The 23,244-nt window shown below is 46.4% G+C and carries 23 protein-coding genes and 2 pseudogenes; 19 read left to right on the top strand and 6 right to left on the bottom strand.

All coding sequences use genetic code 11. From position 1 onward, the window contains the following. Nucleotides 1–87 precede the first annotated feature (87 nt). The 6 genes from AC6ESP_RS23535 (at nt 88) to sufB (ending at nt 6,026) form a co-directional block, all read left to right on the top strand. Entirely contained in the window at nt 88–681 is a 594-nt protein-coding gene (locus AC6ESP_RS23535) for a DUF1802 family protein (protein WP_497099172.1), read from the top strand. A gap of 176 nt (nt 682–857) precedes the next feature. Next, nucleotides 858–1,637, top strand: coding sequence for a Fe-S cluster assembly ATPase SufC (gene sufC, locus AC6ESP_RS23540; protein WP_497099173.1), 780 nt, complete (start codon nt 858–860; stop codon nt 1,635–1,637). Nucleotides 1,638–1,656: 19 nt separating this feature from the next. Further along, the gene (gene sufD / locus AC6ESP_RS23545; protein ID WP_497099174.1) at nt 1,657–2,964 is read left to right on the top strand and encodes a Fe-S cluster assembly protein SufD; all 1,308 of its coding nucleotides are present in this window, start codon (nt 1,657–1,659) and stop codon (nt 2,962–2,964) included. Continuing rightward, nucleotides 2,961–4,187 (top strand): cysteine desulfurase, encoded by a 1,227-nt coding sequence (locus AC6ESP_RS23550; RefSeq protein ID WP_497099175.1) that lies wholly within the window; start codon nt 2,961–2,963, stop codon nt 4,185–4,187. The genes sufD and AC6ESP_RS23550 overlap by 4 nt, the downstream gene beginning before the upstream one ends. Continuing rightward, the gene (gene sufU, locus AC6ESP_RS23555; RefSeq protein WP_497099177.1) at nt 4,174–4,599 is read left to right on the top strand and encodes a Fe-S cluster assembly sulfur transfer protein SufU; all 426 of its coding nucleotides are present in this window, start codon (nt 4,174–4,176) and stop codon (nt 4,597–4,599) included. Before AC6ESP_RS23550 ends, sufU begins: the two co-directional genes overlap by 14 nt. Nucleotides 4,600–4,628: 29 nt before the next feature. Then, nucleotides 4,629–6,026 (top strand): Fe-S cluster assembly protein SufB, encoded by a 1,398-nt coding sequence (gene sufB, locus AC6ESP_RS23560; protein ID WP_497099178.1) that lies wholly within the window; start codon nt 4,629–4,631, stop codon nt 6,024–6,026. Between the two features lie 81 nt (nt 6,027–6,107). Here sufB and AC6ESP_RS23565 read toward each other — a convergent pair whose 3' ends face one another. Together AC6ESP_RS23565 and AC6ESP_RS23570 are read right to left on the bottom strand one after the other, a co-directional pair. Then, a complete protein-coding gene (locus AC6ESP_RS23565) occupies nt 6,108–7,163 on the bottom strand; it encodes an HD-GYP domain-containing protein (RefSeq protein ID WP_497099179.1) in 1,056 nt (351 codons plus the stop codon). 323 nt (nt 7,164–7,486) lie between these two features. After that, complete coding sequence (locus AC6ESP_RS23570) at nt 7,487–8,233, bottom strand: molybdenum cofactor biosynthesis protein MoaE (protein WP_497099180.1); 747 nt, start codon at nt 8,231–8,233, stop codon at nt 7,487–7,489. A 185-nt stretch (nt 8,234–8,418) separates the two neighbouring features. On the opposite strand from AC6ESP_RS23570, the gene AC6ESP_RS23575 reads away from it, so the two are divergent. From AC6ESP_RS23575 to ytvI, 6 genes are all read left to right on the top strand, one after another. Then, nucleotides 8,419–8,889 (top strand): molybdopterin-binding protein, encoded by a 471-nt coding sequence (locus tag AC6ESP_RS23575; RefSeq protein ID WP_497099181.1) that lies wholly within the window; start codon nt 8,419–8,421, stop codon nt 8,887–8,889. 63 nt (nt 8,890–8,952) lie between these two features. After that, the gene (locus AC6ESP_RS23580; protein WP_497099182.1) at nt 8,953–10,401 is read left to right on the top strand and encodes a bifunctional metallophosphatase/5'-nucleotidase; all 1,449 of its coding nucleotides are present in this window, start codon (nt 8,953–8,955) and stop codon (nt 10,399–10,401) included. Nucleotides 10,402–10,505: 104 nt separating this feature from the next. Next, on the top strand, nt 10,506–11,624 hold the full coding sequence (locus AC6ESP_RS23585; protein WP_497099183.1) for an HD-GYP domain-containing protein: 1,119 nt from the start codon (nt 10,506–10,508) through the stop codon (nt 11,622–11,624). A 146-nt stretch (nt 11,625–11,770) separates the two neighbouring features. Beyond that, nucleotides 11,771–12,907, top strand: a complete 1,137-nt coding sequence (gene yfkAB, locus AC6ESP_RS23590; RefSeq protein ID WP_497099200.1) for a radical SAM/CxCxxxxC motif protein YfkAB — start codon at nt 11,771–11,773, stop codon at nt 12,905–12,907. A gap of 27 nt (nt 12,908–12,934) precedes the next feature. Further along, nucleotides 12,935–14,266, top strand: coding sequence for a hemolysin family protein (locus AC6ESP_RS23595; protein WP_497099184.1), 1,332 nt, complete (start codon nt 12,935–12,937; stop codon nt 14,264–14,266). A 5-nt stretch (nt 14,267–14,271) separates the two neighbouring features. Then, nucleotides 14,272–15,303 (top strand): sporulation integral membrane protein YtvI, encoded by a 1,032-nt coding sequence (ytvI, locus tag AC6ESP_RS23600; protein ID WP_497099185.1) that lies wholly within the window; start codon nt 14,272–14,274, stop codon nt 15,301–15,303. A 62-nt stretch (nt 15,304–15,365) separates the two neighbouring features. Here ytvI and AC6ESP_RS23605 read toward each other — a convergent pair whose 3' ends face one another. After that, entirely contained in the window at nt 15,366–15,722 is a 357-nt protein-coding gene (locus tag AC6ESP_RS23605; protein WP_497099186.1) for an AMP-dependent synthetase and ligase, read from the bottom strand. Between the two features lie 188 nt (nt 15,723–15,910). Here AC6ESP_RS23605 and AC6ESP_RS23610 point away from each other — a divergent pair, with 188 nt between their 5' ends. Continuing rightward, nucleotides 15,911–16,699, top strand: a complete 789-nt coding sequence (locus AC6ESP_RS23610) for an MBL fold metallo-hydrolase (protein ID WP_497099201.1) — start codon at nt 15,911–15,913, stop codon at nt 16,697–16,699. 62 nt (nt 16,700–16,761) lie between these two features. On the opposite strand, the gene AC6ESP_RS23615 is transcribed toward AC6ESP_RS23610, so the two are convergent. The 3 genes from AC6ESP_RS23615 to AC6ESP_RS23625 all read right to left on the bottom strand — a co-directional run bounded on the left by AC6ESP_RS23615 (nt 16,762) and on the right by AC6ESP_RS23625 (nt 19,652). Next, nucleotides 16,762–17,280 (bottom strand): DUF3231 family protein, encoded by a 519-nt coding sequence (locus AC6ESP_RS23615; protein ID WP_497099187.1) that lies wholly within the window; start codon nt 17,278–17,280, stop codon nt 16,762–16,764. A gap of 31 nt (nt 17,281–17,311) precedes the next feature. Then, nucleotides 17,312–17,707: a WGxxGxxG family protein gene (locus AC6ESP_RS23620; RefSeq protein WP_497099188.1), complete on the bottom strand. Its 396-nt coding sequence runs from the start codon at nt 17,705–17,707 to the stop codon at nt 17,312–17,314. Between the two features lie 277 nt (nt 17,708–17,984). Next, the gene (locus AC6ESP_RS23625) at nt 17,985–19,652 is read right to left on the bottom strand and encodes a ribonuclease J (RefSeq protein WP_497099189.1); all 1,668 of its coding nucleotides are present in this window, start codon (nt 19,650–19,652) and stop codon (nt 17,985–17,987) included. A 160-nt stretch (nt 19,653–19,812) separates the two neighbouring features. Here AC6ESP_RS23625 and AC6ESP_RS23630 point away from each other — a divergent pair. The 6 genes and pseudogenes from AC6ESP_RS23630 to AC6ESP_RS23655 all read left to right on the top strand — a co-directional run. Then, a pseudogene (locus tag AC6ESP_RS23630) lies at nt 19,813–20,656 on the top strand (manganese catalase family protein). 185 nt (nt 20,657–20,841) lie between these two features. After that, nucleotides 20,842–21,072 carry a spore coat associated protein CotJA gene (locus AC6ESP_RS23635; RefSeq protein ID WP_497099190.1) on the top strand — a complete coding sequence of 77 codons (231 nt, stop codon included), beginning with the start codon at nt 20,842–20,844 and terminating at the stop codon, nt 21,070–21,072. A 19-nt stretch (nt 21,073–21,091) separates the two neighbouring features. Then, nucleotides 21,092–21,355 carry a spore coat protein CotJB gene (locus AC6ESP_RS23640; protein ID WP_497099191.1) on the top strand — a complete coding sequence of 88 codons (264 nt, stop codon included), beginning with the start codon at nt 21,092–21,094 and terminating at the stop codon, nt 21,353–21,355. Nucleotides 21,356–21,393: 38 nt separating this feature from the next. Further along, nucleotides 21,394–21,963, top strand: coding sequence for a manganese catalase family protein (locus AC6ESP_RS23645; RefSeq protein WP_497099192.1), 570 nt, complete (start codon nt 21,394–21,396; stop codon nt 21,961–21,963). Between the two features lie 301 nt (nt 21,964–22,264). Then, on the top strand, nt 22,265–22,717 hold the full coding sequence (locus tag AC6ESP_RS23650; RefSeq protein ID WP_497099202.1) for a MarR family winged helix-turn-helix transcriptional regulator: 453 nt from the start codon (nt 22,265–22,267) through the stop codon (nt 22,715–22,717). 24 nt (nt 22,718–22,741) lie between these two features. Then, nucleotides 22,742–23,134, top strand: a pseudogene (locus AC6ESP_RS23655) (GNAT family N-acetyltransferase); the annotation flags it as partial. Between the last annotated feature and the right edge of the window lie 110 nt (nt 23,135–23,244).

A 23,244-nucleotide genomic window follows, 5' to 3' on the forward strand; every position in this document is an offset into this window, starting at 1 on the left:
GTATAAAGCATATTATTTCACCATGGAATACCTACAAATGATATAATGTTACACAACAAAGGACAAGTATGGATTGGAGGAACGGATATGGCTGACAATATAGAACGTCAACCGGTCGCTCTGAAGGAGTGGGCCGTAACAGTAAATGCTCTACGTGAAGGACAGCTTATTCTGGTCATGCGCAAAGGTGGCATTATAGAGGAAACGAAAGATTTTCAGCTGGTTAGCACAAGCTTCTATATGATGCCCGCCTATGAGCATCAGAAGGAGCATCTGCTGAAGGAGCCGTATCAAGGGAAAATCAGCGGGACGATGGCGGACTGGTCGCCCGATATGCCTTCTATGAAGCTGGATGTCTATGCGGAGGCAGTGGCTGATATTGAGATTACAGATCAGGCAGCACTCGATCGACTTCGAGAATTTCATATATGGACGGATACGTTCGCAGAGGAACGTCTGAAATGGAAACGCACCAAGCCACTCCATCTGCTGCTGCTCAGAGTATACCGTCTGTCAGAGCCAATAGAAGTTCCGATGCTGCCTGCTTATAATGGATGCAAATCTTGGATATCACTGGATCATGAGACTGTGGCGGGTAACCCTGAGATGGAGCCTGTTATCTCTAATGAAAGATTCGAAGAGCAAGTAGCTCGAATAAGAGAGGCTCTTGCTGAAAACTGACGTTTACGCCCGGTTTTAATTTGGTTTCGAGATGTTCTCGGATTGCTTTATAACAAAACTTATAATAAAATAATTATTGAGAATCAATGAGAATCACTTTATAATTCGAACGCTTAAATTTATAGAGTGGTGGAACGAACAGGCGAACATACCAACCATGGAGGGATCAGCATATTATGGCAACACAATTTGTCATCGACGGCCTGAAAGCGGCTATCGAAGGAAAAGAGATACTTAAGGGGATCAATCTAGAGATAAAAGGCGGGGAAATCCACGCAATCATGGGGCCGAACGGTACAGGTAAAAGTACACTGGCTTCTGCACTTATGGGTCACCCGAAATATGAAGTAACAGACGGTACTGCTGTATTGAACGGCGAAGACCTGCTGGAGATGGCTGTAGACGAGAGAGCACGCGCTGGCCTATTCCTTGCTATGCAATACCCAAGTGAGATTCCAGGTGTAATGAATTCTGACTTCCTTCGCAGTGCAATTAATGCACGTCGTGAAGAAGGCAGCGAAATTTCCCTGATCAAGTTCATTCGCCAAATGGAAGGCAAAATGAAAGAGCTTGAGATGAACCCTGAATTCGCACACCGTTACCTGAATGAAGGCTTCTCCGGCGGCGAGAAGAAACGTAACGAAATTCTGCAAATGACTCTGCTTGATCCAAAAATCGTTATTCTTGACGAGATTGACTCAGGCCTTGACATCGATGCACTCAAAATTGTATCAAACGGCGTGAACGCTATGCGTTCTGAAGACCGTGGTTTCTTGATCATCACTCACTACCAGCGTTTGCTGAACTATATTACACCTGACTTCGTACACGTTATGATGCAAGGACGCATTGTGAAATCCGGTGGTCCTGAGCTTGCACAGCGTCTGGAAAACGAAGGTTATGACTGGGTTAAAGAAGAACTTGGCATCGATGATGAAACGGTCGGCCAGGCCTAAGCAGAAAGGGGCATAACGGATGAGTACACAATTATCGACTCCGACTGACCGTCAGTCTGCTGAAGCGCTCGCTCACAGCAAGGGAGAGCCGCAATGGCTCGTTGACCTGCGCGGTGAAGCAGCTGAGCTAGCTGGAACGCTGGAATGGCCGAAGCCGGAAAAAATGCGTATAGACAAATGGAACTTAACAGCTGTCGGAAGCTATGAGCAGCCAACAGCAGTAAGCTCTATCACTGAATTGCCTGCTGTAGTACGCGAGCTTGTAACAGAAGGCACGGAGAACTTGCTGGTTCAGCAAAATTCCGGCGTTGTTCTGAAGCAGCTGTCCGCGGAGCTGGCGGCAAAAGGAGTTATATTCACTGATCTCGAGACAGCTTGCAAAGAGCATAGTGATCTTGTTAAACCATACTTGTTCCAAGCTGTAGCGAAGAACGAGAACAAGCTTACGGCACTTCATTCCGCACTATGGAACGGCGGCGTGTTCGTCTATGTGCCACGCAATGTAGAGGTTGAATTGCCGCTTCAAGCTATTCTATTCAACAACAAAGCGGATGCTTCATTCGCTCCGCATATCATTATTGTTGCCGAGAGCAACAGCTCAGTCACTTATGTAGATTATGTTGTTACTGAGCCTAATGCGATTGCTGAGCCATTCGTACACCACTCTATCGTAGAGGTATACGTCAAGTCTGGCGCACATGTAAGGTTCGGTTCTGTTCATCATATGGCAGACAGCGGTGTAGATATGACCATTCGCCGCGCTGTTATTGAGAATGACGGACAAATGGAATGGGTTATCGGTGATCTGAATGATGGCTACACCGTATCCGACACGACTTCCGTGCTCAAGGGCAATGGATCGAACTCGGATGCCAAAGTAATCAGCGTAGGCAAGAACGCGCAGAAGCTAAGCCTAACGACGCAAGCGACACACTGGGGCCGCAGCTCGGAGAGCAACATGGTTACACGCGCAGTTATGAAAGACAGTGCTACAGCGATCATCAATGGGATTACAAAAATTGAGAAGGGCGCTACGAAAGCAAACGGCGTGCAGACAGAAAAAGTTCTGATGCTCAGTCCAAAAGCACGTGGAGATGCCAATCCAATCCTTCTTATTGATGAGGATGATGTAAAAGCAGGTCACGCAGCAAGCGTAGGGCAGGTCAACGCGGAGCAGGTCTACTACCTGATGTCACGCGGAATAACTAAGCAAGATGCTGAACGATTGATCATATACGGATTTTTGGCGCCTGTCGTATCGGAGATTCCGATTAATGCGGTACGCGAGCAGCTTCAGCGTTTGCTCGAAAGGAAGCTGGAAGGATGAATATAGAGGCGGTACGGGAACAGTTCCCGATACTGCATCAGGAGATAAACGGGCATCCGCTCGTTTATCTGGACAGCGCGGCATCTTCCCAGAAGCCGCGTTCCGTCATTGATGCGATGAAATATTATTATGAGAATGATCATGCCAATGCGCATCGGGGTGTTCATACACTGGGCTCCCGCGCAACGGAAGCGTATGAAGGGGCAAGGGAGAAGATTGCTAAGTTCATCAATGCTGCGCATGCGGAAGAAATTATTTTCACGCGTGGTACGACGACTGCACTTAATCTCGTTGCTTCGAGCTATGCACGTTCCGTCTGTAAAGAAGGCGATGAGATTGTCATCACGCCAATGGAGCATCACAGTAATCTGATTCCATGGCAGCAGGTGGCCAAAGCGACTGGAGCGACGCTTAAGTATATTCCGCTTCAGCCTGACGGCTCACTATCGCTTGCTGACGTGGAGAGCACGATCACTCCGAATACGAAGGTTGTATCCGTCACATATGTGTCGAACGTACTAGGTGTCGTGAATCCGATTAAAGAGATTGCTGCTATTGCGCATCGCTGCGGAGCGGTTATGGTGGTGGATGGCGCACAGAGTACTCCTCATATGAAAGTAGACGTACAAGACCTGGATGCAGATTTCTATGCCTTCTCCGGTCACAAAATGTGCGGCCCTACGGGTATCGGAGCTCTGTACGGCAAGAAATCACTGCTTAATAATATGGAACCGATTGAGTACGGCGGCGAAATGATCGATTTCGTTGATCTGTATGAATCGACTTGGAAGGAAATTCCGTTCCGATTCGAAGGTGGAACGCCAATGATCGCTAACGCGGTTGGACTTGGCGCAGCGGTTGATTTCCTGAACGAGATCGGGATGGACGAAATTGATAAGCATCAGAAGCAGCTTACCGCATATGCTTACGACAGACTATCTCAGATAGAAGATGTTGTGATCTATGGTCCAGTAACGAATCGTGTAGGTCTGGTAACATTTAACTTAGGTGATGTGCATCCTCATGATGTGGCGACTGTACTGGATTCCGAAGGCATCGCGGTACGCGCAGGCCATCATTGCTGCCAGCCGCTTATGCGTTGGTTGAATGTATCAGCCACAGCTAGAGCAAGCTTTTATCTATACAATACAGAGGAGGAAGTGGACCGGTTAGTTGACGGCCTTCTCAGAACAAAGGAGTTCTTCGGTCATGCAATTGGATGATTTATATCGCAGAGTCATCATGGATCATTATAAAAATCCACGCAACCGCGGAACGTTGGAAGCCGACGCTGTCACGATTAACTTGAACAATCCGACATGCGGCGACCGCATTTCGCTTCAGCTTCAAGTGGAGGAAGGCAAGGTAGTCGACGCGAAATTCAGCGGCGAAGGCTGTTCTATCAGCTTAAGCTCCGCATCGATGATGACGGAGGCAGTAAAGGGCAAAACATTCGATGAGGCACTTGAGCTCGCGGGAAGATTCTCCGGATTGATGAAGGGCGAATCGGTCGAGTTCGAGGAGAATGAAGATATAGAGGCGCTGTCAGGGGTTAACAAATTCCCTGCACGCATCAAATGCGCAACGCTGGCATGGAATGCACTGCGTAAAGGAATCGAGCAGCAGCACGAATAACATCATTATGAAAAGGAGTGTGAACGGACATGGCTGGGCAAATGCCTGAAATGGAAGAGTATAAATATGGTTTCCGCGACGAGCATAAATCGATTTTCCAATCCGGTAAAGGGTTAACTGAAGAGGTTGTTCGTACGATTTCCTCAATGAAGGGCGAGCCGGAATGGATGCTTGAATTCCGTCTGAAGTCGCTTGAGCAATTCAACAAAATGCCAATGCCTACATGGGGCGGCGATATGGATTCGCTTGATTTCAACGACATCCAATACTACGTTAAACCATCCGAGAAGCAAGGTAAAACGTGGGAAGAGGTTCCACAAGAAATCAAGGAAACATTCGATAAGCTAGGTATTCCTGAAGCTGAGCAGAAATTCCTCGCAGGTGTATCTGCACAGTACGAATCTGAGGTAGTCTACCACAGCATGCAGGAGGATCTGGAGAAGCAAGGCGTTATCTTCACTGATATGGATTCTGCACTTCGTGAATACCCTGAGCTTGTCAAAGAATATTTCAGCACAATCATCCCGCGCACGGATAACAAGTTCGCTGCTCTGAACAGCGCAGTATGGTCTGGCGGAAGCTTCATTTATGTACCGAAGGGTGTTAAATGTGAGGTTCCTCTGCAAGCCTACTTCCGCATTAACTCGGAGAACATGGGTCAATTCGAGCGTACGCTCATTATTGCCGATGAGGACAGCTTCGTACACTACGTAGAAGGCTGTACAGCACCGGTATACAGCACGAACTCCCTGCACAGCGCAGTTGTTGAGATTCTCGTCAAGAAGAACGCTCGCGTTCGTTATACGACAATCCAGAACTGGGCACCGAACATCTTCAACCTTGTTACGAAGCGTGCTGTTGCTGAAGAGAACGCTACAATGGAATGGGTTGATGGCAACATCGGTTCCAAGCTGACGATGAAATACCCAGCTGTAATCCTGAAAGGCCGCGGTGCAAAAGGTATGGTATTGTCCATAGCTGTTGCAGGTAAAGCTCAGCATCAGGATGCGGGCGCGAAAATGATTCACTTGGCACCAGATACGACGTCTACAATCGTATCCAAGTCCATCAGTAAGCACGGCGGTAAAGTTACGTATCGTGGTCTTGCATCCTTCGGACGCAACTCTGATGGCGCTAAATCAAATATCAAATGTGATACGCTCATTCTTGATAATGAATCGACTTCAGATACGATTCCTTACAACGAGATCATGAACGATAACATTACACTTGAGCATGAAGCTACGGTATCCAAAGTTTCTGAGGATCAGCTGTTCTATCTGATGAGCCGTGGATTGACAGATGCTGAAGCTACGCAAATGATTGTAATGGGCTTCATCGAGCCGTTCACGAAAGAGCTCCCTATGGAGTACGCAGTTGAGATGAACCGTCTGATCAAGTTCGAGATGGAAGGCAGTATCGGTTAATAATCAGATAAATAAGTATAACAAAAGAGCCTCAATCTAAGTTAAATTAGATTGGAGGCTCTTCTTGCACGTTACAACCTATTAAATAATAATTTCTAGAATCTCATAGTCGCGCTCCACAGTCAAATCAATGAATTGTTCTTCGATCTGGATGAGCGGACGGAAAAACTCGGTCGGGTGAGTCATAATGATGGTAGCGGTCTCACCGGATTTCAGAAGCGCTTTTTTGCCAATAAAATTAGGAATCATATGCTTGATGAAGGTATGTGTTGTAAAAGCGTCAAGCTCCACGAAGCTCAGCTTGTACAGCTCCTTAAGGACATAGAATAAATCTCGTTTGTTCTGATACACTCGTTGAGAGATCATAGCGCTATAAATATCGACGACAGAAATGATCTTGGCTACAGGGTGTATGTCATCACCGTGCAAGCCATGTGGATAACCACTGCCATCATTCCGCTCATGATGCTGCAAGGCGCTAATAGCGAGGTAAGGCTCATCGAACGATTCTTTGATGATGTCATGGCCATATATCGTATGCTTCTTCACTTCATCAAATTCAGAATCAGTGAGCTTGGCCGGCTTATTCAAGATCGTATCTGAAATTTTGCTCTTACCGATATCATGCAGGAAGCCAGCTTTACCGATTTGAAGCGCTTCCTCATTCGTATAGTCAAGCCAAGTAGCGAGGTAATAAGACAGCATGCCTACCTGCACGGAGTGCTGGTACGTATAATCGTCTGTCGTATTAAGCAGCAGCAGCATGGAGACTACATCTCGTTCCATTTGAAAGTTCTTAATTAAAGGCTGAAAAGCAGCTGCCACTTCATCTTGATTAACGACACCATTGGCGGTAGCTTTGGAGAATAAGCTCTGGAAGCCCTTGATGGCATTCTCATAGTCAGGCTGAACAGTGGGCAGCCACTTGGGACTGACTGTCGATTCAAGCGTACGATGGAGTATTTCTTCTGAGGCGCGTGCTTCGATATCGACATAATCTATCTGGTGCTGGAATAACTTAGATATTTCTTTGCTTTGGAGAAGTGTACCTTTGGAAAGGACATGCAAGCCGTAATTGTTGAATGTGTCTTTCTCTAAAAGGTCACCTGATACTAAATCGGTTACATGAACCCTCATCGTTGCACCTCTGTAGAATAGTTGATATTAAGTAAATAGTAACAATGAATGAGGGTATTAGCAATAAGAGGATATACAAAATACGACTAAATACCTAGTATTTCGGCAATTGCTGCTCTTGCTTTTATGAAATTGACAATACTTTACTAAGAAGAGGAGTAAGCGCTTCCTTCTGTATGCTGAAGTTGTCCATTCCGAAGCAGCTGCCTAGCATTGTAAGCTGTTATATTGCGGGTGTTGTTGGCTTATCTGCTGAGCTAGCAGATAAGCGCAATTGAGCCCCTGTGGCTTCTGCTAGTGGCAGAAGCCACAGGGTATTATGTTCATTCCTGCTCTGTCAGCGGAGATACTGGATTCCATGGGCCTTGCTGATGGCCTTTCCATACAGAGCCGTCTTCCCAGATTTCTTTTTTCCATATCGGGACGATTTGTTTGAGTCTTTCAATGGCATACCGGCTAGCCTCATAACACATATCGCGGTGAGGGGAAGAGACGGCAATAACGACGCTTGTCTCCGCAATGTCGACGATTCCGATACGGTGGGCTATGGCACATCGAGTCCCAGGGAAGCGCTCTGCCAGCTCGTCTCCGATCTGCTCCATCGTCTTGATGGCCATTGGTGCGTAAGCTTCATATTCAAGCCGAACGGTACGCTGACCATGCGTCCATTCTCGGGTTGTGCCTACGAAGGCTATCGAAGCCCCGTGCTCAGGAACGATGACTTTGGCAAGCACTTCATCCGCTGTCAGCTTGTTAGCTGTGATGGTATAGAGCTGATCTGTCTCGGCAGTCAATGCTTCTTCAGCTGTATCTGCCTCACCGCCAGAAACAGGAGGAAGCAGTGCCAGCTCGTCCGATATGTTAATGATTGCTTCTGCTGCCGCATATTCATGATTGCATGCGACGAATGATACGCGAAGCAGGTCGGCTTGCTCAGGATACTTGCTGATTAGCAGCTGCTTAAGCTCGTCTACAGACATTGTCTGCTGCGGAGTGTTTATTAGGATCGCGGGGGCGCAGAAGCGCTCAGATAGCCCGGCAAATAGCTGAATAGTCCAATTGAATTCCATGATAATTAACCTCTCATAACCTAGGATGAACACGGTTATAGCATACCATAATCAAGTGAAAAATGTTATGCTATTGGAATAGACAAATGGACTTAAGAGGGGACTGTACCCCCACGAAACGTGGAATAGAAAGCCCATATAGATGGCATCGGAAGTGGCTGGTGCTGGAGGAGGACGAAGCGCAGATGGGAATGAATGAGGAAATACATATTAGTCATTATAACTATGGGACGCAGAAAATGATGGCAAGCAGAATGGCGGAGCTGGCAGGTGCGGTTTTTGAATTGGCGGACCGGGTGCCTGATGCGGCAGGGCAAGCTTTTGACTGGCATCATTGGTATGCAGCATGGAGAGCGGAGATTAGCTTGGATAGAGACATTCCTCAGCCAACTGCGCTTCAAGTAGAAGCGGCAGATACGTTCCAAGCCTTGATGCCTTGGGAGCAGCTGCAGCAGGCAGCTGTGCTGTATGCTATAGATGGGAAGCCGCTGGCAAGTGGTGGTCCCATTCGCTTGTACGTGCCAAACGGAAGCAGCAAATGTCTGAATGTCAAAAGCATCATCAAGCTTGAGCTGATTCATGCTGCGCTATCAAGTGAAGCAACATATGGCTTCAAGAGCACATTCACTGCTGAGGATATGCGTCTGAGAAAATAACAAGTTAACGATAGAACGCTTACGAAAGAGGGTTGGATATAGGCAACCCGATAGGAGGCCGGCATGGATTCCATTAACAATCTAACGAGTAAGGTTATTATCCTTCATAGCAATGACATTCACAGCCGGTTGGAAAATGCAGCAAGAATGGCTACTTATATAGATGAGCAGCGTGAATGGTATGATCAGGATCAGCTGCTCGTTATCGATATCGGAGATCATATGGACCGCATTAGGCTGGAAACAGAAGGCAGCGAAGGGCTAGTCAACGTGGAGCTGCTGAATGCGGCAGGCTATGAGGCAATAGCGCTTGGCAATAATGAAGGCCTTACCTATTCCAAAGAAACGCTTGCGAAGGTCTACCAAGCTGCGAGATTCGCTATTCTTGGGGCGAATATGCTGGATGCAGAGTCAGGCAAATGGCCGGAGTGGCTGCTGCCGCATACTATTGTAGAGAAACAAGGCTTGTCGATTGGGCTAATCGCGGTAACAGCTAGGTTCACGGATTTCTATGAGCTGCTGGGCTGGAACATCACTGATCCGTTAGAGGCTGTTCGTGATGAGATTGCTAGACTGCGGGAGCAAGTGGATGTAATCGTCATTATGTCGCATCTTGGCCTTGGTATGGATAAGCAAATGGCTGAGCAGCTTGCAGGCATTGATCTCATCCTGGGAGCGCACACGCATCATTTGCTGGAGGAGCCAATTGTTATCGGCGATACGACGATATGTGCCGCCGGGAAATTCGGCGAGTACATGGGGCGCGTGGAGATCGATAGAGACAAGGTCACGAAGCGCCTGCAGTTCCGCGCAGCATGCGTGCCTATGGCTGCATATGCGGAGCATCCGGAAGCTGCGGCTATTACTCGCGGCTTCCGGGAGGCGGGCATGCGCCGCTTGAGCCGGGTCATTGCCCGGCTCGACGCGCCCTTGCCCGCCTTGGCCGAGCGGGAATCACCGCTCGGGAACCTGCTGGCTGCCGGCCTGCGCCGCCACACAGATGCCGAGATCGGCATCGTGAACACGGGGCAGCTGCTTGGCAGCCTAGCGCAGGGCGACGTGACAGAGGGGCAGCTGCATGCCCTCTGTCCGTCGCCCATTAATCCATGCCGGATGCTGCTCACCGGCGCAGAAATTCGCACAGCGCTGGAGCAGGCGCTGCTGCCTGAATATACAAGCAAGCCAATCAAGGGCTATGGCTTCCGCGGGGAAGTGCTTGGAACGCTGGCAATTGACGGCCTTGCTGTAGATTATGATTCGGCCAGGCCGCCGCTGGAGCAGATCGCAGCCATTACCGTAGGTGGCGAGCCGTTATTCGATGAGAGAGTATACACGGTTGGATCAATAGATATGTTCACGTTCCATATTGGTTACCTGTCACTCGGGCTCGGGAAGGAAATTGCTTATTATTTGCCGGAATTCATCCGTGACATTCTGGCTGATGAACTGACGAATCAAGCAGCAATCCGAGAGTGTCAGATCGATCGGTGGAGAAATTTGTCGAAGGATTAGCATAAAATGGTTGCGAATTGCTTGTTTATCCCGTACATTAACATTACGAGACAAGAATTCCGATATCATATATATAAGAACCATTAAGGGGAAGGATCGAGAAAATGCGTTTAATGCCGATAACGAAATGTCAACCGGGTATGAAACTGGCTAAAAAGATTTTCTCTGGCGAAGGTCTAGTACTCTTAGGGGAGAATGTCGAATTAACGAATAGATTAATTCAAAGGCTTGATCAATGTGGAATCCAATATGTATTCATAGCTGATCCGAAGACGGATGATATAGTTGTTCCTGAGATTATAAGTGAGGATACGATTCGAATCGCTTTGAAGGAAATTAGAACGAATTTCCGCCAAATGATGGATCGCCCCAAGATGAAGAAGGGCACTACATATCCTTATATTGCTCAGCCTTTTAAACAAATGATGAACCTAATTATCGATGATCTGGCGAGCCACCAGGACGCGATGATTATGCTCATGAATATGGGAGTGGTGGATGATTATTTATTCCAGCACTCTTTGAACGTGTGTGTATATACGACTCTGCTGGGGGCGGCACATGGCTATACACGAGATGAGCTGACGACGCTTGGGATGGGAGCCCTGCTCCACGACATTGGCAAAACACAAATCTCGATGAATGTGCTGAAGAAGCCAGGCTCCCTCACTTCAGAGGAATATATGAATATGAAGCATCATGCGAAGATTGGCTACGAGCTTCTCAAGGATGAGCCTAACCTGCCTTTAATCGTTGCCCATTGTGCATTCCAGCATCATGAGCGTCTCGATGGCAGCGGTTATCCACGCGGTATTGGCGGCAATGAAATTCATGACTATGCCAAATGGATCGGACTTGTGGACTCTTATGATGCAATGACAACCAATCGTGTATATAGAGCGCCAATGCTGCCGCATCAGGCGATTGAGCTGCTGTATGCAGGGACAGGAACGCTGTATGAGCAGCATATGGTACAGCTCTTCAGGGATAAGGTTGCCATATATCCGATTGGCATTACCGTCAAGCTGCATACGGGCGAAGAGGGCGTTGTCGTCGATTTCAACCAGTCCTATCCACATCGACCGATCGTTAGACTGTTATATAATGAAGCTGGTGAGGAATTGAAGATACCTTATGAGGTGGATCTATCCAAACAACTGTCTACCATGATTGTAAGTGTAGATGGCGACGGTAAAGATGTGCCTCTGGCATCAGGCAATTAGGTCAAATCTCATGGGAAAAGGAGCCGCCTAGGCTCCTTTCTATTTTTTTATATGCAAATCATTTGCTTCCTCCCGTCTCGAACATTACAATGAGAGTAGATATACCATTCAAACGATGTAAGTCAGGTGCTGATATAATGAACACGATGAATTCTCTAGCTGTACATAAAAGAGTGACAGAGCTTCCCCCACTATCCCCGGTTAATGATCCTTGGGACCCTATTCGTTCCTTGCAGAGGCATGGGAAACATAAATTAACAAGCGTAGAGATGACAGTCTCTAATCTCTGTAATATGAGATGCGAGCACTGTGCTGTAGGCGATACACTTGTGATGGCTGAACCGGCCAAGATTCCTCTAGAGGTTATGCTAAGAAGGCTGGATGAGGTCGAGCACTTAGAGACCATCAGTATTACAGGGGGCGAACCATCCTTCTCTGACCGTACGGTCAAGGAATATATGGTGCCGCTTCTTCAGTATGCACGAACCCGTGGTATCCGTTCGCAGATTAACTCTAACGTCACGCTTCCTTACAGCAGATACGAGCAGCTTGCTCCCTATCTGGATGTTATGCATATCTCGTTCAACTATACGAATGCAGACGAGTTCCATCAGATCGGCTTCGCGAGAGCTGGCCATCACGTGTCGCAGCAAGCCGCCACGAAGCTGTATGAACGCATGATCGATAATGCCCGTCGTCTTAGTGAGGCTGGAGTACTCGTATCGGCGGAGTCGATGATTAATTACCGGACGCATGAACAAATAGACGAAATTCATCGCCTTATTATTGAAATGGGCTGCCAGAGACATGAGGTTCATCCGATGTATCCAAGCTCATTCGCTAAGAATCTGCCTGTCATATCGAGACTTGAGATGCGCCGAGCGATTGAGAAGCTGTTAGATAACAGAGATCCATCCATATGGATGCTGTTCGGTACGCTTCCGTTCTATCATTGCAGTGATGATGCCGAGGAGCGTGCGTTATTGACTCGGCTAGCTAATGAGCCGAATGTAACGGTACGCAATGATCCGGATGGCCGCAATCGGCTTAATGTGAACTTGTTCACGGGCGAAGTGTTCGTAACTGACTTCTCCGATGTGCCAGCGTTCGGGAATATCGCTTCTGAGAATCTGGATGACTTGTTCGAGCGTTGGCTGGATCATTCATTAGCCCGCGACGTGAATTGCCATTGCCCAGCAGCTTCCTGCTGCGGACCGAACTTGCTGGTTAAGGATATGTATTACAAGGACGTGGACTTCCTTAAGCAGAAAGCCATACTTTAGCAGGCAATAAAAGGAGAGAATTCAGCTTTGGGTCATACCGAATTTTTGCCTGGCCAGATTGTTCTTAATCTCGCTCTTGTTGCATTTCTTGTATTAATGAACGGATTATTCGTTGCAGCTGAGTTTGCTTTGGTGAAAGCAAGACAGACTCGTCTGACTCAGCTGTCCAACGAAGGTAATGCAAGAGCCAAGTATGCACTGAAAATAAGCAGCAAGCTGGATGCTTACCTGTCGGCAACGCAGTTAGGCATTACGCTTGCATCACTTGGCCTTGGCTGGGTGGGCGAGCCGGCAATCTCAGAGTTAATCGTTGAGCCCCTATTACATACGTTCGGAGTTACTGACCAGACGCTCATTGCAACCTTATCGATTACGATTGGATTTATTGTGATCACCTTTCTGCATATTGTTCTGGGAGAGCTTGCTCCCAAATCACTTGCGATCCAGAAATCCGAAGAGACCTCGATGTGGCTGTCGATGCCGCTGTCTATTTTCTACAAAATTTGTTGGCCTGCGATATGGCTGCTGAATGGCACAGCTAACAGACTCCTTAAGTTGATTGGTGTTGAGCCTGCTAGCGAGCTTGAAGGTGCACATACGGAGGAGGAAATTCGCATTCTCATGAATGAGAGCGCGAGGAGTGGTATTATCGACAAGGACGAAATGAAGCTGTTCGATAATATTTTTGAATTTTCAGACAGGTTAGCACGTGAAGTAATGCTTCCAAGGACAGACATGGACTGTCTGTATAGGGAGATATCCTTCTCTGACAATATGAAGCAGGTGTATGCGACGAAGCACACCCGTTACCCTGTTGGCGTTGAGGACAAGGATCAGATTATCGGATTCGTTCACATTACCGATCTGCTCACGGCAGATCCTGATGAAGTGCATGATATTGAGAGCTTTCTTCGTCCCATCCTTACGGTTCCCGAATCGATGGAAATTAGCGATGTGCTCAAGCTAATGCAGCTCAAGCATTCGCAGATTGCGATTATTGTGGACGAATACGGCGGGACAGCTGGGATGCTTACGACCGAAATGATTCTTGAAGAAATTGTCGGTGAGATTCATGGCGAGTTCGATAACGAGCTCCCGAGCATTATTGTGAAGGGCAACGTCACCTCTGTCGAGGGACGCATGCTGATCGAGGATGTCAACGATATGTTCGACCTCGAGATAGAGGATGATGAGGTCGATTCCATCGGAGGGTGGTTATTCACTCATTTCGAGGGAAGCACGGCTAAGGGAGCCATTATCGAGCAGGATGGTTACGTGTTCGAGGTTGCAGAGTACAAACGGCATCGTGTAACCCGAGTGAACATTTATCGCAAGGCAGCCCAGGGAGAGGGGAAATAAGCGTTGTGTCGATAAAAACGTTAATATTAATAGCGGTTGGCCTGCTTCTATTGTATCTATTCTTCACAGTAGGAGCGCCTTTCCTGCTTGCGATTATAGTGGCCATCTTCATGGAGCCTCTAACAGGCCTTATAATGAGCAAGCTCCGATTGAATCGGCTCATTGCTTCAACGATATCCAGTACATTGTTCACAATTGTCCTGATTGGACTAATGGCACTGCTGGGCGTCAAGGTTGTAGCCGAGCTTATTGCTTTTGCTCAACGAGTACCTAATTACTTCGGCGATGCGAACAATTATTTCACGGATCTTATAGAAAACGCCCAATCCTTATACGACCACTTGTCTCCAGATGCGGTAACTCAAGTAGAGAATTGGTTGAATGGCCTCAGTGCGACGTTGACGAAAATGGTTGGAAGCTTGTCTTCAGCTGTTATCTCCTTCGCATCAGGCATACCAGGCATGTTCATCTTCTTTATCGTGTTCTTGGTCGCTGTGTACATGTTCGGCTACAGCCTCAATACGATGAAAGCGTCTGTGCTCTCTCTATTCGAGGAGAAGTCCCGCCCGCAGGTGAATGAAGTGCTGGATAATCTCAAAAAATCAATATTCGGCTTCCTTCGGTCCCAGTTCATTCTCAGTGCAATGACCTATGCCATCTCTCTGGTTGGTCTATTAATTCTGGACGTGAAATATCCGCTCGCAATTGCTCTTCTTATCGTCATTGTAGATATTATGCCTATTCTTGGTACAGGTTCCGTACTCGTACCATGGGGGACGTATCTGGCAGTGACAGGTGATGTGTACACAGGTATTGGACTGTATATACTCTTCCTGTTCATTACCGTATTCCGCCGGATTGTGGAGCCCAAAATTCTGGGTGATGCTGTCGGTATCGGATCATTATCAGCCCTTGTCAGTCTATATGTGGGATTCAAGCTCTTCGGCGTGATTGGGGTGTTCCTTGGTCCGCTCGTTATCATTATTTATATGGCAGCACGTAAGGCAGGGTTGTTCAAGATTAGTATTAAGCTATAAAAATAAGCCTAGCAAAGAAGCCACTATCTGGGATGAACCAGATGGTGGCTTCTTCATGTCTGCTATTGGAAGGAACGGTTCATGTTGGCATTCATTTGGTGATTGTAGTCATTATTGAATGCTGCTGGGGAAGTAGAATAGGATTGGGACTGATTGGAGATTTGGTTGCATAGCATAGAAATTTGGTGAAGCTGTTGAATAGCTGTCTGATGGCCTTGTAAGGCAGTTTGGATGATATGTGAGGCTTGCTTCTCCCGCTCAGCGAGCTGCTCCAAGGTTCTTGCATTCTGTTGTTCCTGAGCCAATAGCTGTTGATACTGCTGGGAAGCTTGTTGCGTCTGGTTTACTAATTGCTGAATGAGTTGTTCAGCATGGGAGAGCTGCAGTTGTGCTTGATTGTTTGGTGTGAACTGGTTCATTTCTTGATTCCTCCAAAATTTCAATTGATGTAACCTATTTAATATTTAGTATTGTTGGGATTATTATTCACTAATTAAGATATTTCCTGATCCAGCATCAAATTTATATTTGGAAGGCAAAATAACCTTGAACGTTCAAAATTGGAGGTGATGAATTGGAAGTGCCATTTGATAAAAGTTGGATCCCTATGACAACTCTGACTAGTGGACAAGGGGAACAAGTAACGGCTGATATCTATTGCTTGCCTATTCAGATAGTCAATGTCTGTTTCATTGAGGAATCTGACGGTTGGGTTCTTGTCGATGCGGGTATGCCTAGATCCGCTCAGATGATCATAGAAGCTGCTGAAGAAAAGTTCGATATGCCGCCTAAAGCGATTATTCTAACCCATGGCCACTTCGACCATGTAGGAGCCATTGCGGAATTACTCGAGCATTGGGATGTTAAGGTGTACGCCCACGAGCTTGAAATGCCTTATCTAACCGGTAAGATGGATTATCCTTCAGGTGATTCGACAGTAGACGGAGGAATGATAGCTGAGCTGTCCCCGTTGTTTCCCCATCAGGGAATCAATCTAGATAATCGGGTGCAGGCATTGCCTGTCGACCATAGAATTCCTCATATGCCGAATTGGAGATGGATCCATACACCAGGCCACACACCAGGTCATATTTCCCTATTCCGAGAGGAAGATCGTTCCCTTGTTGCCGGTGATGCCTTCGTCAGCGTGAAGCAGGAAGCCTTGTATAAAGTCATCACGCAGGAGAAAGAAATAAACGGTCCTCCGAAATATTTCACGACGGATTGGGAGGCAGCTATGCGTTCTGTTGAGATACTGAATGATCTTCATCCCATGCTTGCTATTACTGGTCATGGTCGACCGATGTCCGGCAAGGAATTAACAGACGGACTCGCACTGCTCGCTCATGAATTTACACAATTAGCTATCCCGGAGCATGGAAGATATGTGGATTAACGAAGCACGCGAATAACAATAGATCCCGCCAGAGCCTGGCGGGATCTATTGTTATTTGTTAGCTATGCGTGAACCGCCTCAGGTGTTCGAACTTGAAGAGGAGGGGGGATAAGCCAGCCCTTTTCTTTGCTTAATTGAAGAATTTTCATGCCCAGCGCTGCTTTTGTTAGATGATATTTAGCATACAGGGCAGCAATATCTTCTCTAATGGATTGTCCCATTGCTTGACTGCAAGCAACAAGGCCTAAGGATACGTCAGCACCTATGGCAGCAGCTATCTCTGGATCAGCGAATTTCACTCCAACAGGGATATCCTCAAGCTTAACAGAGGGTCTCTCTGGCAATGCAGGTGTTGGGGCAATCCCATTATCAATGAGCAGCGTGTCACATTCCTTAATCTCAAGCCTCGCCTGATCAATAAGAGCCTCTAATGTTTTCTTGAGATCCTTATCACCAGCATGATTGTAATAAGCTTGATAGCAAGACAGCGCGCCTTTGGCAACAGTTGAGCTTTGCCATACACTGTATATTTCTCCATAGTGCATTGGCTCATTCTTCGGATTGCCGCTTAGTATACCCATTGTTATTTTCCCTCCGTTGTCTTATTCGTTATTAGGTTCTCTCGTGATCGCGGTTGCGATTTCTCATACCAGCTAACCCAAGAAGCCCTAGAAGACCAAGCCAGCCCCAATCGAAGTCGTTGTCATCTGCTGCATTTGCACGGTAGTTGTTAGCACTCACACCAGAAGATGTGCCATATGTGCCTGCTGTATTATTATTCGTTGACATGGAGTTGTAGCTTCTGTTAATGACATTACGATCCATCTCAGCATACGTGCTGCTCATTCCAGTACCGGGGCTAGAGGTGCCCAGGTTGGTGTTCCCATAAGTTCCAATCTTGTTCGAAGTACCAGATGCTGATGTACTGGAGGATTCAGCAAATGCTGGAACAGCAGCTGCCACGAGGGCTAGACAACCAAGAAAAAAAGTAATCAATTTCTTTTTCAATTTAAAGCCTCCCTTAAGCGTTTTGTTTTGACCTGATTGTTTTTCCCGTTGAGTTTCTAATTTATACGGCAAGGCAACATTTTTATTATCGTACAATCCCTCAGAGGCGAACGAAAATGACTTTGTACATCAGTTACTTATTATTAGGATTATCACTTGCAGCACCAATCGCCCTGTGAATGCGGCACAGGGGAAAGCAGCGAATACCGTATCATAGCTTAATTGGTAATCAACAATACCCTCTGTTCATCCCGAACGGAGGGCATTGTCATTGTTCTTAAACTTGAATAATGATCGGAAGGATCATCGGTCTTCTTTTGGTTTTGGCATATAGAAACTTTCCGATAGCATCTTTGAGTGCCTGCTTATACGTACCCCATTGATTGGTATTGGCTTCTTGAAGCTGAGCGATTGTCTCGGCTGTAATGCGGTGTACTTCCTCTAATAAGCCTTCTGATTCCCTTACGTAGACGAACCCTCGAGAAATAATGTCGGGATGGGATACCAGCTTGCCATCTGACTTGGCAATCGTAAGTACAAGAATGAGAATGCCATCCTCGGACAATACTTTTCGGTCACGGAGCACGATATGGCCTACATCGCCTATGCCGAGTCCGTCGACAAGAGTGTTCCCATTCGGGATTTTGCGCTCTTGACGTGCAATAGAATCCTCGATATCTACGACATCCCCATTATTAACAATGAAGATATTATCGGCTTCAACACCAACGGCCTCTGCCAACAGGCGGTGCTGATGAAGCATGCGGAATTCCCCATGAATGGGGATGAAATATTTGGGTCTCATCAAGGTGAGCATAAGCTTTAATTCCTCTTGGCTTGCGTGACCGGATACATGCATGCCAGTAACTGAACCAGAGCCGTAGATAACATTCGCTTTCCGCAGGAACAGATTATCAACAATGCGTGCCACATTGCGTTCATTACCTGGAATTGGGGTAGAGGCCAGAATAACGGTGTCACCGGCAGTAACATTCACTTGGCGATGAGTTCCACTAGCTATGCGAGCTAAAGCGGCCATTGGCTCTCCCTGACTACCGGTACATAAAATAACCAGCTCATGCGGAGCATAGGGTTTCAAGTCAGAGGCCTCAATTAGCATCGATTCTGGCAATCTCAAGTAACCCAGCTTCGAAGCGATATCCACTACATTGACCATGGATCTCCCTAATAGGACAATCTTGCGATTTGTCTTTTCTGCTGCATCAATAACTTGCTGAACGCGATGGACGTTAGAGGCGAAGGTTGACAGAAATATACGGCCAGTTGCCTTGTTAAAGGCTTCCTCGATATGCTCGCCTACCATTCGTTCGGAGGGCGTAAAGCCTGGTCTCTCTGCATTCGTGCTTTCTGACAATAGAGCAAGAACACCATTCTTGCCGATTTCAGCCATTTTATGAATATCGGCGTATTGCTCATTAACAGGTGTGAGATCAAATTTGAAGTCGCCCGTATGTACGACTACACCTTCAGGGGTGTGGAAGGCTACACCTAGACAATCCGGGATACTATGGTTAGTGCTGAAGAATCGAAGAGGAACAGCTCCTAATGTCAATTCACTGTCGGAGTCAATCTGATGCAGCTGCGTGCTGCCTAACAGGCCATGCTCTTTCAGCTTTCCCTTAATTAAACCGAGTGTAAGGCGTGTTGCATAGATAGGCATGTTCAACTGCTTAATAATGTAGGGAATGCCGCCTATGTGATCCTCGTGACCATGTGTTACAACAAGCCCCCTGACCTGATCCTGATGTTCAAGGAGATAGGTAATGTCCGGAATGATGACATCTATGCCGAGTAAGCTTTCATCTGGAAATTTAGAACCGCAATCAATGACGATAATGTCATTATCATATTGGACAATATACATGTTTTTGCCGATCTCATTTACGCCGCCTAGAGCAGCAATTGATATTCTCTTGTTGGACATTGCAGAGGCTCCTTTCACTGTAGGTATAGCAAGAATAATATGGCTTAGGACATAGGGTTTTATCCTATTACTCTGTACATTGCTGAATGAATAGCCTATTCGTATATCCCATCTCGGATGGGGAACGATAACGATAGTATTCAATGAAGCAGTGGTTGTCATATATTATTACAAAGAAGAATTGATTAACAAGATTGTAGTAGATCGGCCAGATCCGGCTGCAGCGAAGGTGCTGCAGGAGACATTAGGCGGACAGTTCGGCGAGATGCGGACTATGATGCAATACTTCTTTCAAAGCTCCAACTTTCGAGGGAAGGAGAAGCAATTCCGTGACTTGCTTCGCGGTGTATTCCTTGAAGAAATTGCGCATGTTGAGCTAGTCCAGAGCACGATTAATCAGTTGTTGAATGGTGCAGGCAACCCTGCCCCCGGCAATGCAGGAATAGATGCTGCGCCCCTGAATGACGCTGTTAAGCATGCGAATCCCCATCATTTTATTGTGGGAGCTCAGAGTTCCTTGCCTGTCGACGCAGGAGGGAATCCGTGGAATGGATCGTGGGTATACAGTCATGGCAACTTAATTAGCGATATGCTTAATAATGTCGTACTTGAATCCACGGGTGTGCTGCAAAAGACTAGAAAGCAGCAATCCATCATTCCGTGAGACGTTAGGTTTCCTGATCGTCCGAGACAACGCGCACCAGAATGCTTTTGCCAAGGCACTGGAGGTGTTGGGGGTGAACTGGGGCAAGCTGTTCCCCGTGCCGAACTACGATATAAACAAATATCCAGAATGCCGTAAGTTTGTAGATATGGGCTATCACAATATGCAATTCAACTTCAGGCTGGATGAGACAAGAATAGCGGAAATATTCCAAGGCCAGAGCCCAAGCCGCAACGGCGGGGAGCTGCAGGTGACAGAGCCTCCTATTGGTTTCCCTGTTCCAGAAATGCCGGAAATGCCGAATGAGCATAGCCCAGGATTAAGTGATATGAACCGTTAAGCATGTATCGCAGGCAAGCCAGGTAGACTAGAGCCCTGCCCCGAGAGTGACACCTCTGCGGGAAGGGTTCTTTTCTTTTTGACTATGAGCTTACTCTTGCGTGCTGTGGTTAAATCAATAAGATATGAATCGAGTGCCCGCTGCATATAGTGAATATAAATGATGATAAGGCAGGAGGAAAAGAATTGAGTGATATATTGAATAATCCTTTGAACCAGGTACGCTATTATCCTGTATCAGCGGCTCCCTTCGACCCATGTCCGCCTATCGGGTATAGGTCTTATGTATTGCCGCCGAATCAGTTCATTGCTTTTCAGCCGCCGGGCTTACCCCAATTCTCTTTGCAAGATGCTCTGAGACTGGGAACCCTGTGGCCCGCACTGTATAGCTCTTATCAATCCAAGTACAGCTTGTAAAAGAGGATGGTGAACGAGGTTGGCCGTTAAATGTGATGAACAGTATTATCGCAAGCTGCAGGAGCTGCAGGAGGTTGATTTTGCGCTTGTAGAGTTAACCTTATATTTGGATACCCACCCGCATGACAAGCAAGCTCTACAGCAATTCAATCATCTTGCGTTGCAGCGTCAGCAGGTTGCCCTTCAGTACGAGCAACTGTATGGGCCTTTATTGCAATTCGGCCACAGCTACTCGCAATACCCTTGGCAATGGGCGGAGAGTCCTTGGCCTTGGCAGGTGTAGACTGGAGTTGAAGAAGAGGGAGGAGGAGAGGCGAGAACATGTGGATCTATGAAAAAAAGCTTCAGTATCCCGTTAGGGTAAGCAAATGTGATCTCAAAATGGCGGGCTATCTTGTGGAGCAATATGGAGGAGCGGATGGTGAGCTATCCGCTGCGCTGCGCTATTTGAATCAGCGGTACACCATTCCAGACAAAGTGGTTGGACTCCTTACTGACATTGGGACTGAAGAATTTGCCCACTTGGAAATGATTGCTACGATGATCTATAAGCTGACGAAGGACGCGACGCCGAGGCAGCTGGAGGAAGCGGGCTTAGGTTCGCACTATGTGAATCATGATGGTGCTTTGTTCTATAATAATGCCTCCGGTGTACCGTGGACAGCTGCCTACATAGCGGCCAAAGGAGATCCGCTTGCCGATCTGTATGAGGATATTGCAGCTGAAGAGAAAGCGCGTGCTACGTATCAATGGATGATTGATATGACCGATGATGTCGACTTGCAGGACAGCCTGAAGTTTCTGCGAGAGCGTGAAATCGTGCATGCAATGCGGTTCAAGGAAGCGGTAGAGATGATTAAGGATGATCGGGATACGAAGAAGATTTATTAGATGACTGCTAGACCATTAAGCTGTATCCTGAAAAGTCCAACTAATGAAAAGGCACATTCTCCTCACGTTTTGTTGAGGTGCATGTGCCTTTTCATGTCTTGATTGATAGGTAAGGCTGGAACACAACTATAGCTTAACCAATCACAAGAATGAGGCTGCCGGCATAAATCGGCAGCCTCGTTGAGCTGGTGGGCAGGTAAGTATGGGAAAGCCTACAGTGGTTTTTGTTGTAAATACAACAAAAATGGTGTACTATTTTTATACCGCGTTTGAAAAATACAATAGTAGTGGAGCTGCAAATATGAAGGAAATTCTACGTGAGGTTGGAATGATCGCTAGGGCATTGGATTCAATAAGTAATATAGAATTCAAACAATATGACCTTACAAAAGGACAGTACTTGTACCTAGTGAGAATATGTGAAAATCCAGGAATTATTCAAGACAAGTTAGCTGAAATGATAAAGGTAGACCGAACAACGGCTGCTCGTGCAATTAAGAAGCTGGAGATTAATGGATTTATTGAAAAGCATGATGATCAATATAATCAAAAAATTAAAAAACTATTTCCTACTGAGAAAGGGAAGAATGTGTATCCTTTTATCAAAAGGGAAAATGATTATTCCAATAAGGTCGCATTATCTGGATTCACTGAAAGTGAATTAGAAACGGTTTTTAACCTGCTGCAAAGAGTCAGAAAAAATGTAGAAAAAGACTGGGAGTTTGTAAAAAAGGGAAACAAGAGAGAGTATTGATGTAGTAAAAGGAGGACAAATGGAATGTCAATAAATATAAAAAAATGCACATGTGAACAATTAGAATTACTTCAAGAAATTAGTGTTGAAACATTTAATGAGACATTTAAGAATCAAAACTCACCTGAAAATATGATAGCTTACTTGGGAAAAGCATTTAACTTAAATCAATTAGCAAAAGAATTATCAAATCTTTCATCGGAATTTTATTTTATATATGCTAATGAGGAAATTGCCGGGTATCTGAAGCTAAACACCAGTGATGCACAAACTGAAATAATGGGCAATGATTCGCTTGAAATCGAGAGGATTTATATAAGGAAAAAATTTCATAAACAAGGGCTTGGCAAATATCTAATAAATAAAGCTATAGAAATCACGATAGAACGGAATAAAGAGAAGATCTGGCTAGGGGTTGAGTCTGTAAAATAGTTTGTGTAAACTCCAAAACCTACTAAAATGAAAGTAGTAGAAAGGTTGGGGAGAGCACATGGGACTGTGGACCAAAGAGCAATTACGTTCGTTTA

Source organism: Paenibacillus xinjiangensis (assembly GCF_059686975.1).

What these genes read in the sequence shown, in the direction of transcription:
- AC6ESP_RS23535 (WP_497099172.1), top strand. Translation starts at nt 88, where the DNA reads ATGGCTGACAATATAGAACGTCAACCGGTCGCTCTGAAGGAGTGGGCC.
- sufC (WP_497099173.1), top strand. Translation starts at nt 858, where the DNA reads ATGGCAACACAATTTGTCATCGACGGCCTGAAAGCGGCTATCGAAGGA.
- sufD (WP_497099174.1), top strand. Translation starts at nt 1,657, where the DNA reads ATGAGTACACAATTATCGACTCCGACTGACCGTCAGTCTGCTGAAGCG.
- AC6ESP_RS23550 (WP_497099175.1), top strand. Translation starts at nt 2,961, where the DNA reads ATGAATATAGAGGCGGTACGGGAACAGTTCCCGATACTGCATCAGGAG.
- sufU (WP_497099177.1), top strand. Translation starts at nt 4,174, where the DNA reads ATGCAATTGGATGATTTATATCGCAGAGTCATCATGGATCATTATAAA.
- sufB (WP_497099178.1), top strand. Translation starts at nt 4,629, where the DNA reads ATGGCTGGGCAAATGCCTGAAATGGAAGAGTATAAATATGGTTTCCGC.
- AC6ESP_RS23565 (WP_497099179.1), bottom strand. Translation starts at nt 7,163, where the DNA reads ATGAGGGTTCATGTAACCGATTTAGTATCAGGTGACCTTTTAGAGAAA.
- AC6ESP_RS23570 (WP_497099180.1), bottom strand. Translation starts at nt 8,233, where the DNA reads ATGGAATTCAATTGGACTATTCAGCTATTTGCCGGGCTATCTGAGCGC.
- AC6ESP_RS23575 (WP_497099181.1), top strand. Translation starts at nt 8,419, where the DNA reads ATGGGAATGAATGAGGAAATACATATTAGTCATTATAACTATGGGACG.
- AC6ESP_RS23580 (WP_497099182.1), top strand. Translation starts at nt 8,953, where the DNA reads ATGGATTCCATTAACAATCTAACGAGTAAGGTTATTATCCTTCATAGC.
- AC6ESP_RS23585 (WP_497099183.1), top strand. Translation starts at nt 10,506, where the DNA reads ATGCGTTTAATGCCGATAACGAAATGTCAACCGGGTATGAAACTGGCT.
- yfkAB (WP_497099200.1), top strand. Translation starts at nt 11,771, where the DNA reads ATGAATTCTCTAGCTGTACATAAAAGAGTGACAGAGCTTCCCCCACTA.
- AC6ESP_RS23605 (WP_497099186.1), bottom strand. Translation starts at nt 15,722, where the DNA reads ATGAACCAGTTCACACCAAACAATCAAGCACAACTGCAGCTCTCCCAT.
- AC6ESP_RS23610 (WP_497099201.1), top strand. Translation starts at nt 15,911, where the DNA reads ATGACAACTCTGACTAGTGGACAAGGGGAACAAGTAACGGCTGATATC.
- AC6ESP_RS23615 (WP_497099187.1), bottom strand. Translation starts at nt 17,280, where the DNA reads ATGGGTATACTAAGCGGCAATCCGAAGAATGAGCCAATGCACTATGGA.
- AC6ESP_RS23625 (WP_497099189.1), bottom strand. Translation starts at nt 19,652, where the DNA reads ATGTCCAACAAGAGAATATCAATTGCTGCTCTAGGCGGCGTAAATGAG.
- AC6ESP_RS23645 (WP_497099192.1), top strand. Translation starts at nt 21,394, where the DNA reads ATGTGGATCTATGAAAAAAAGCTTCAGTATCCCGTTAGGGTAAGCAAA.
- AC6ESP_RS23650 (WP_497099202.1), top strand. Translation starts at nt 22,265, where the DNA reads ATGAAGGAAATTCTACGTGAGGTTGGAATGATCGCTAGGGCATTGGAT.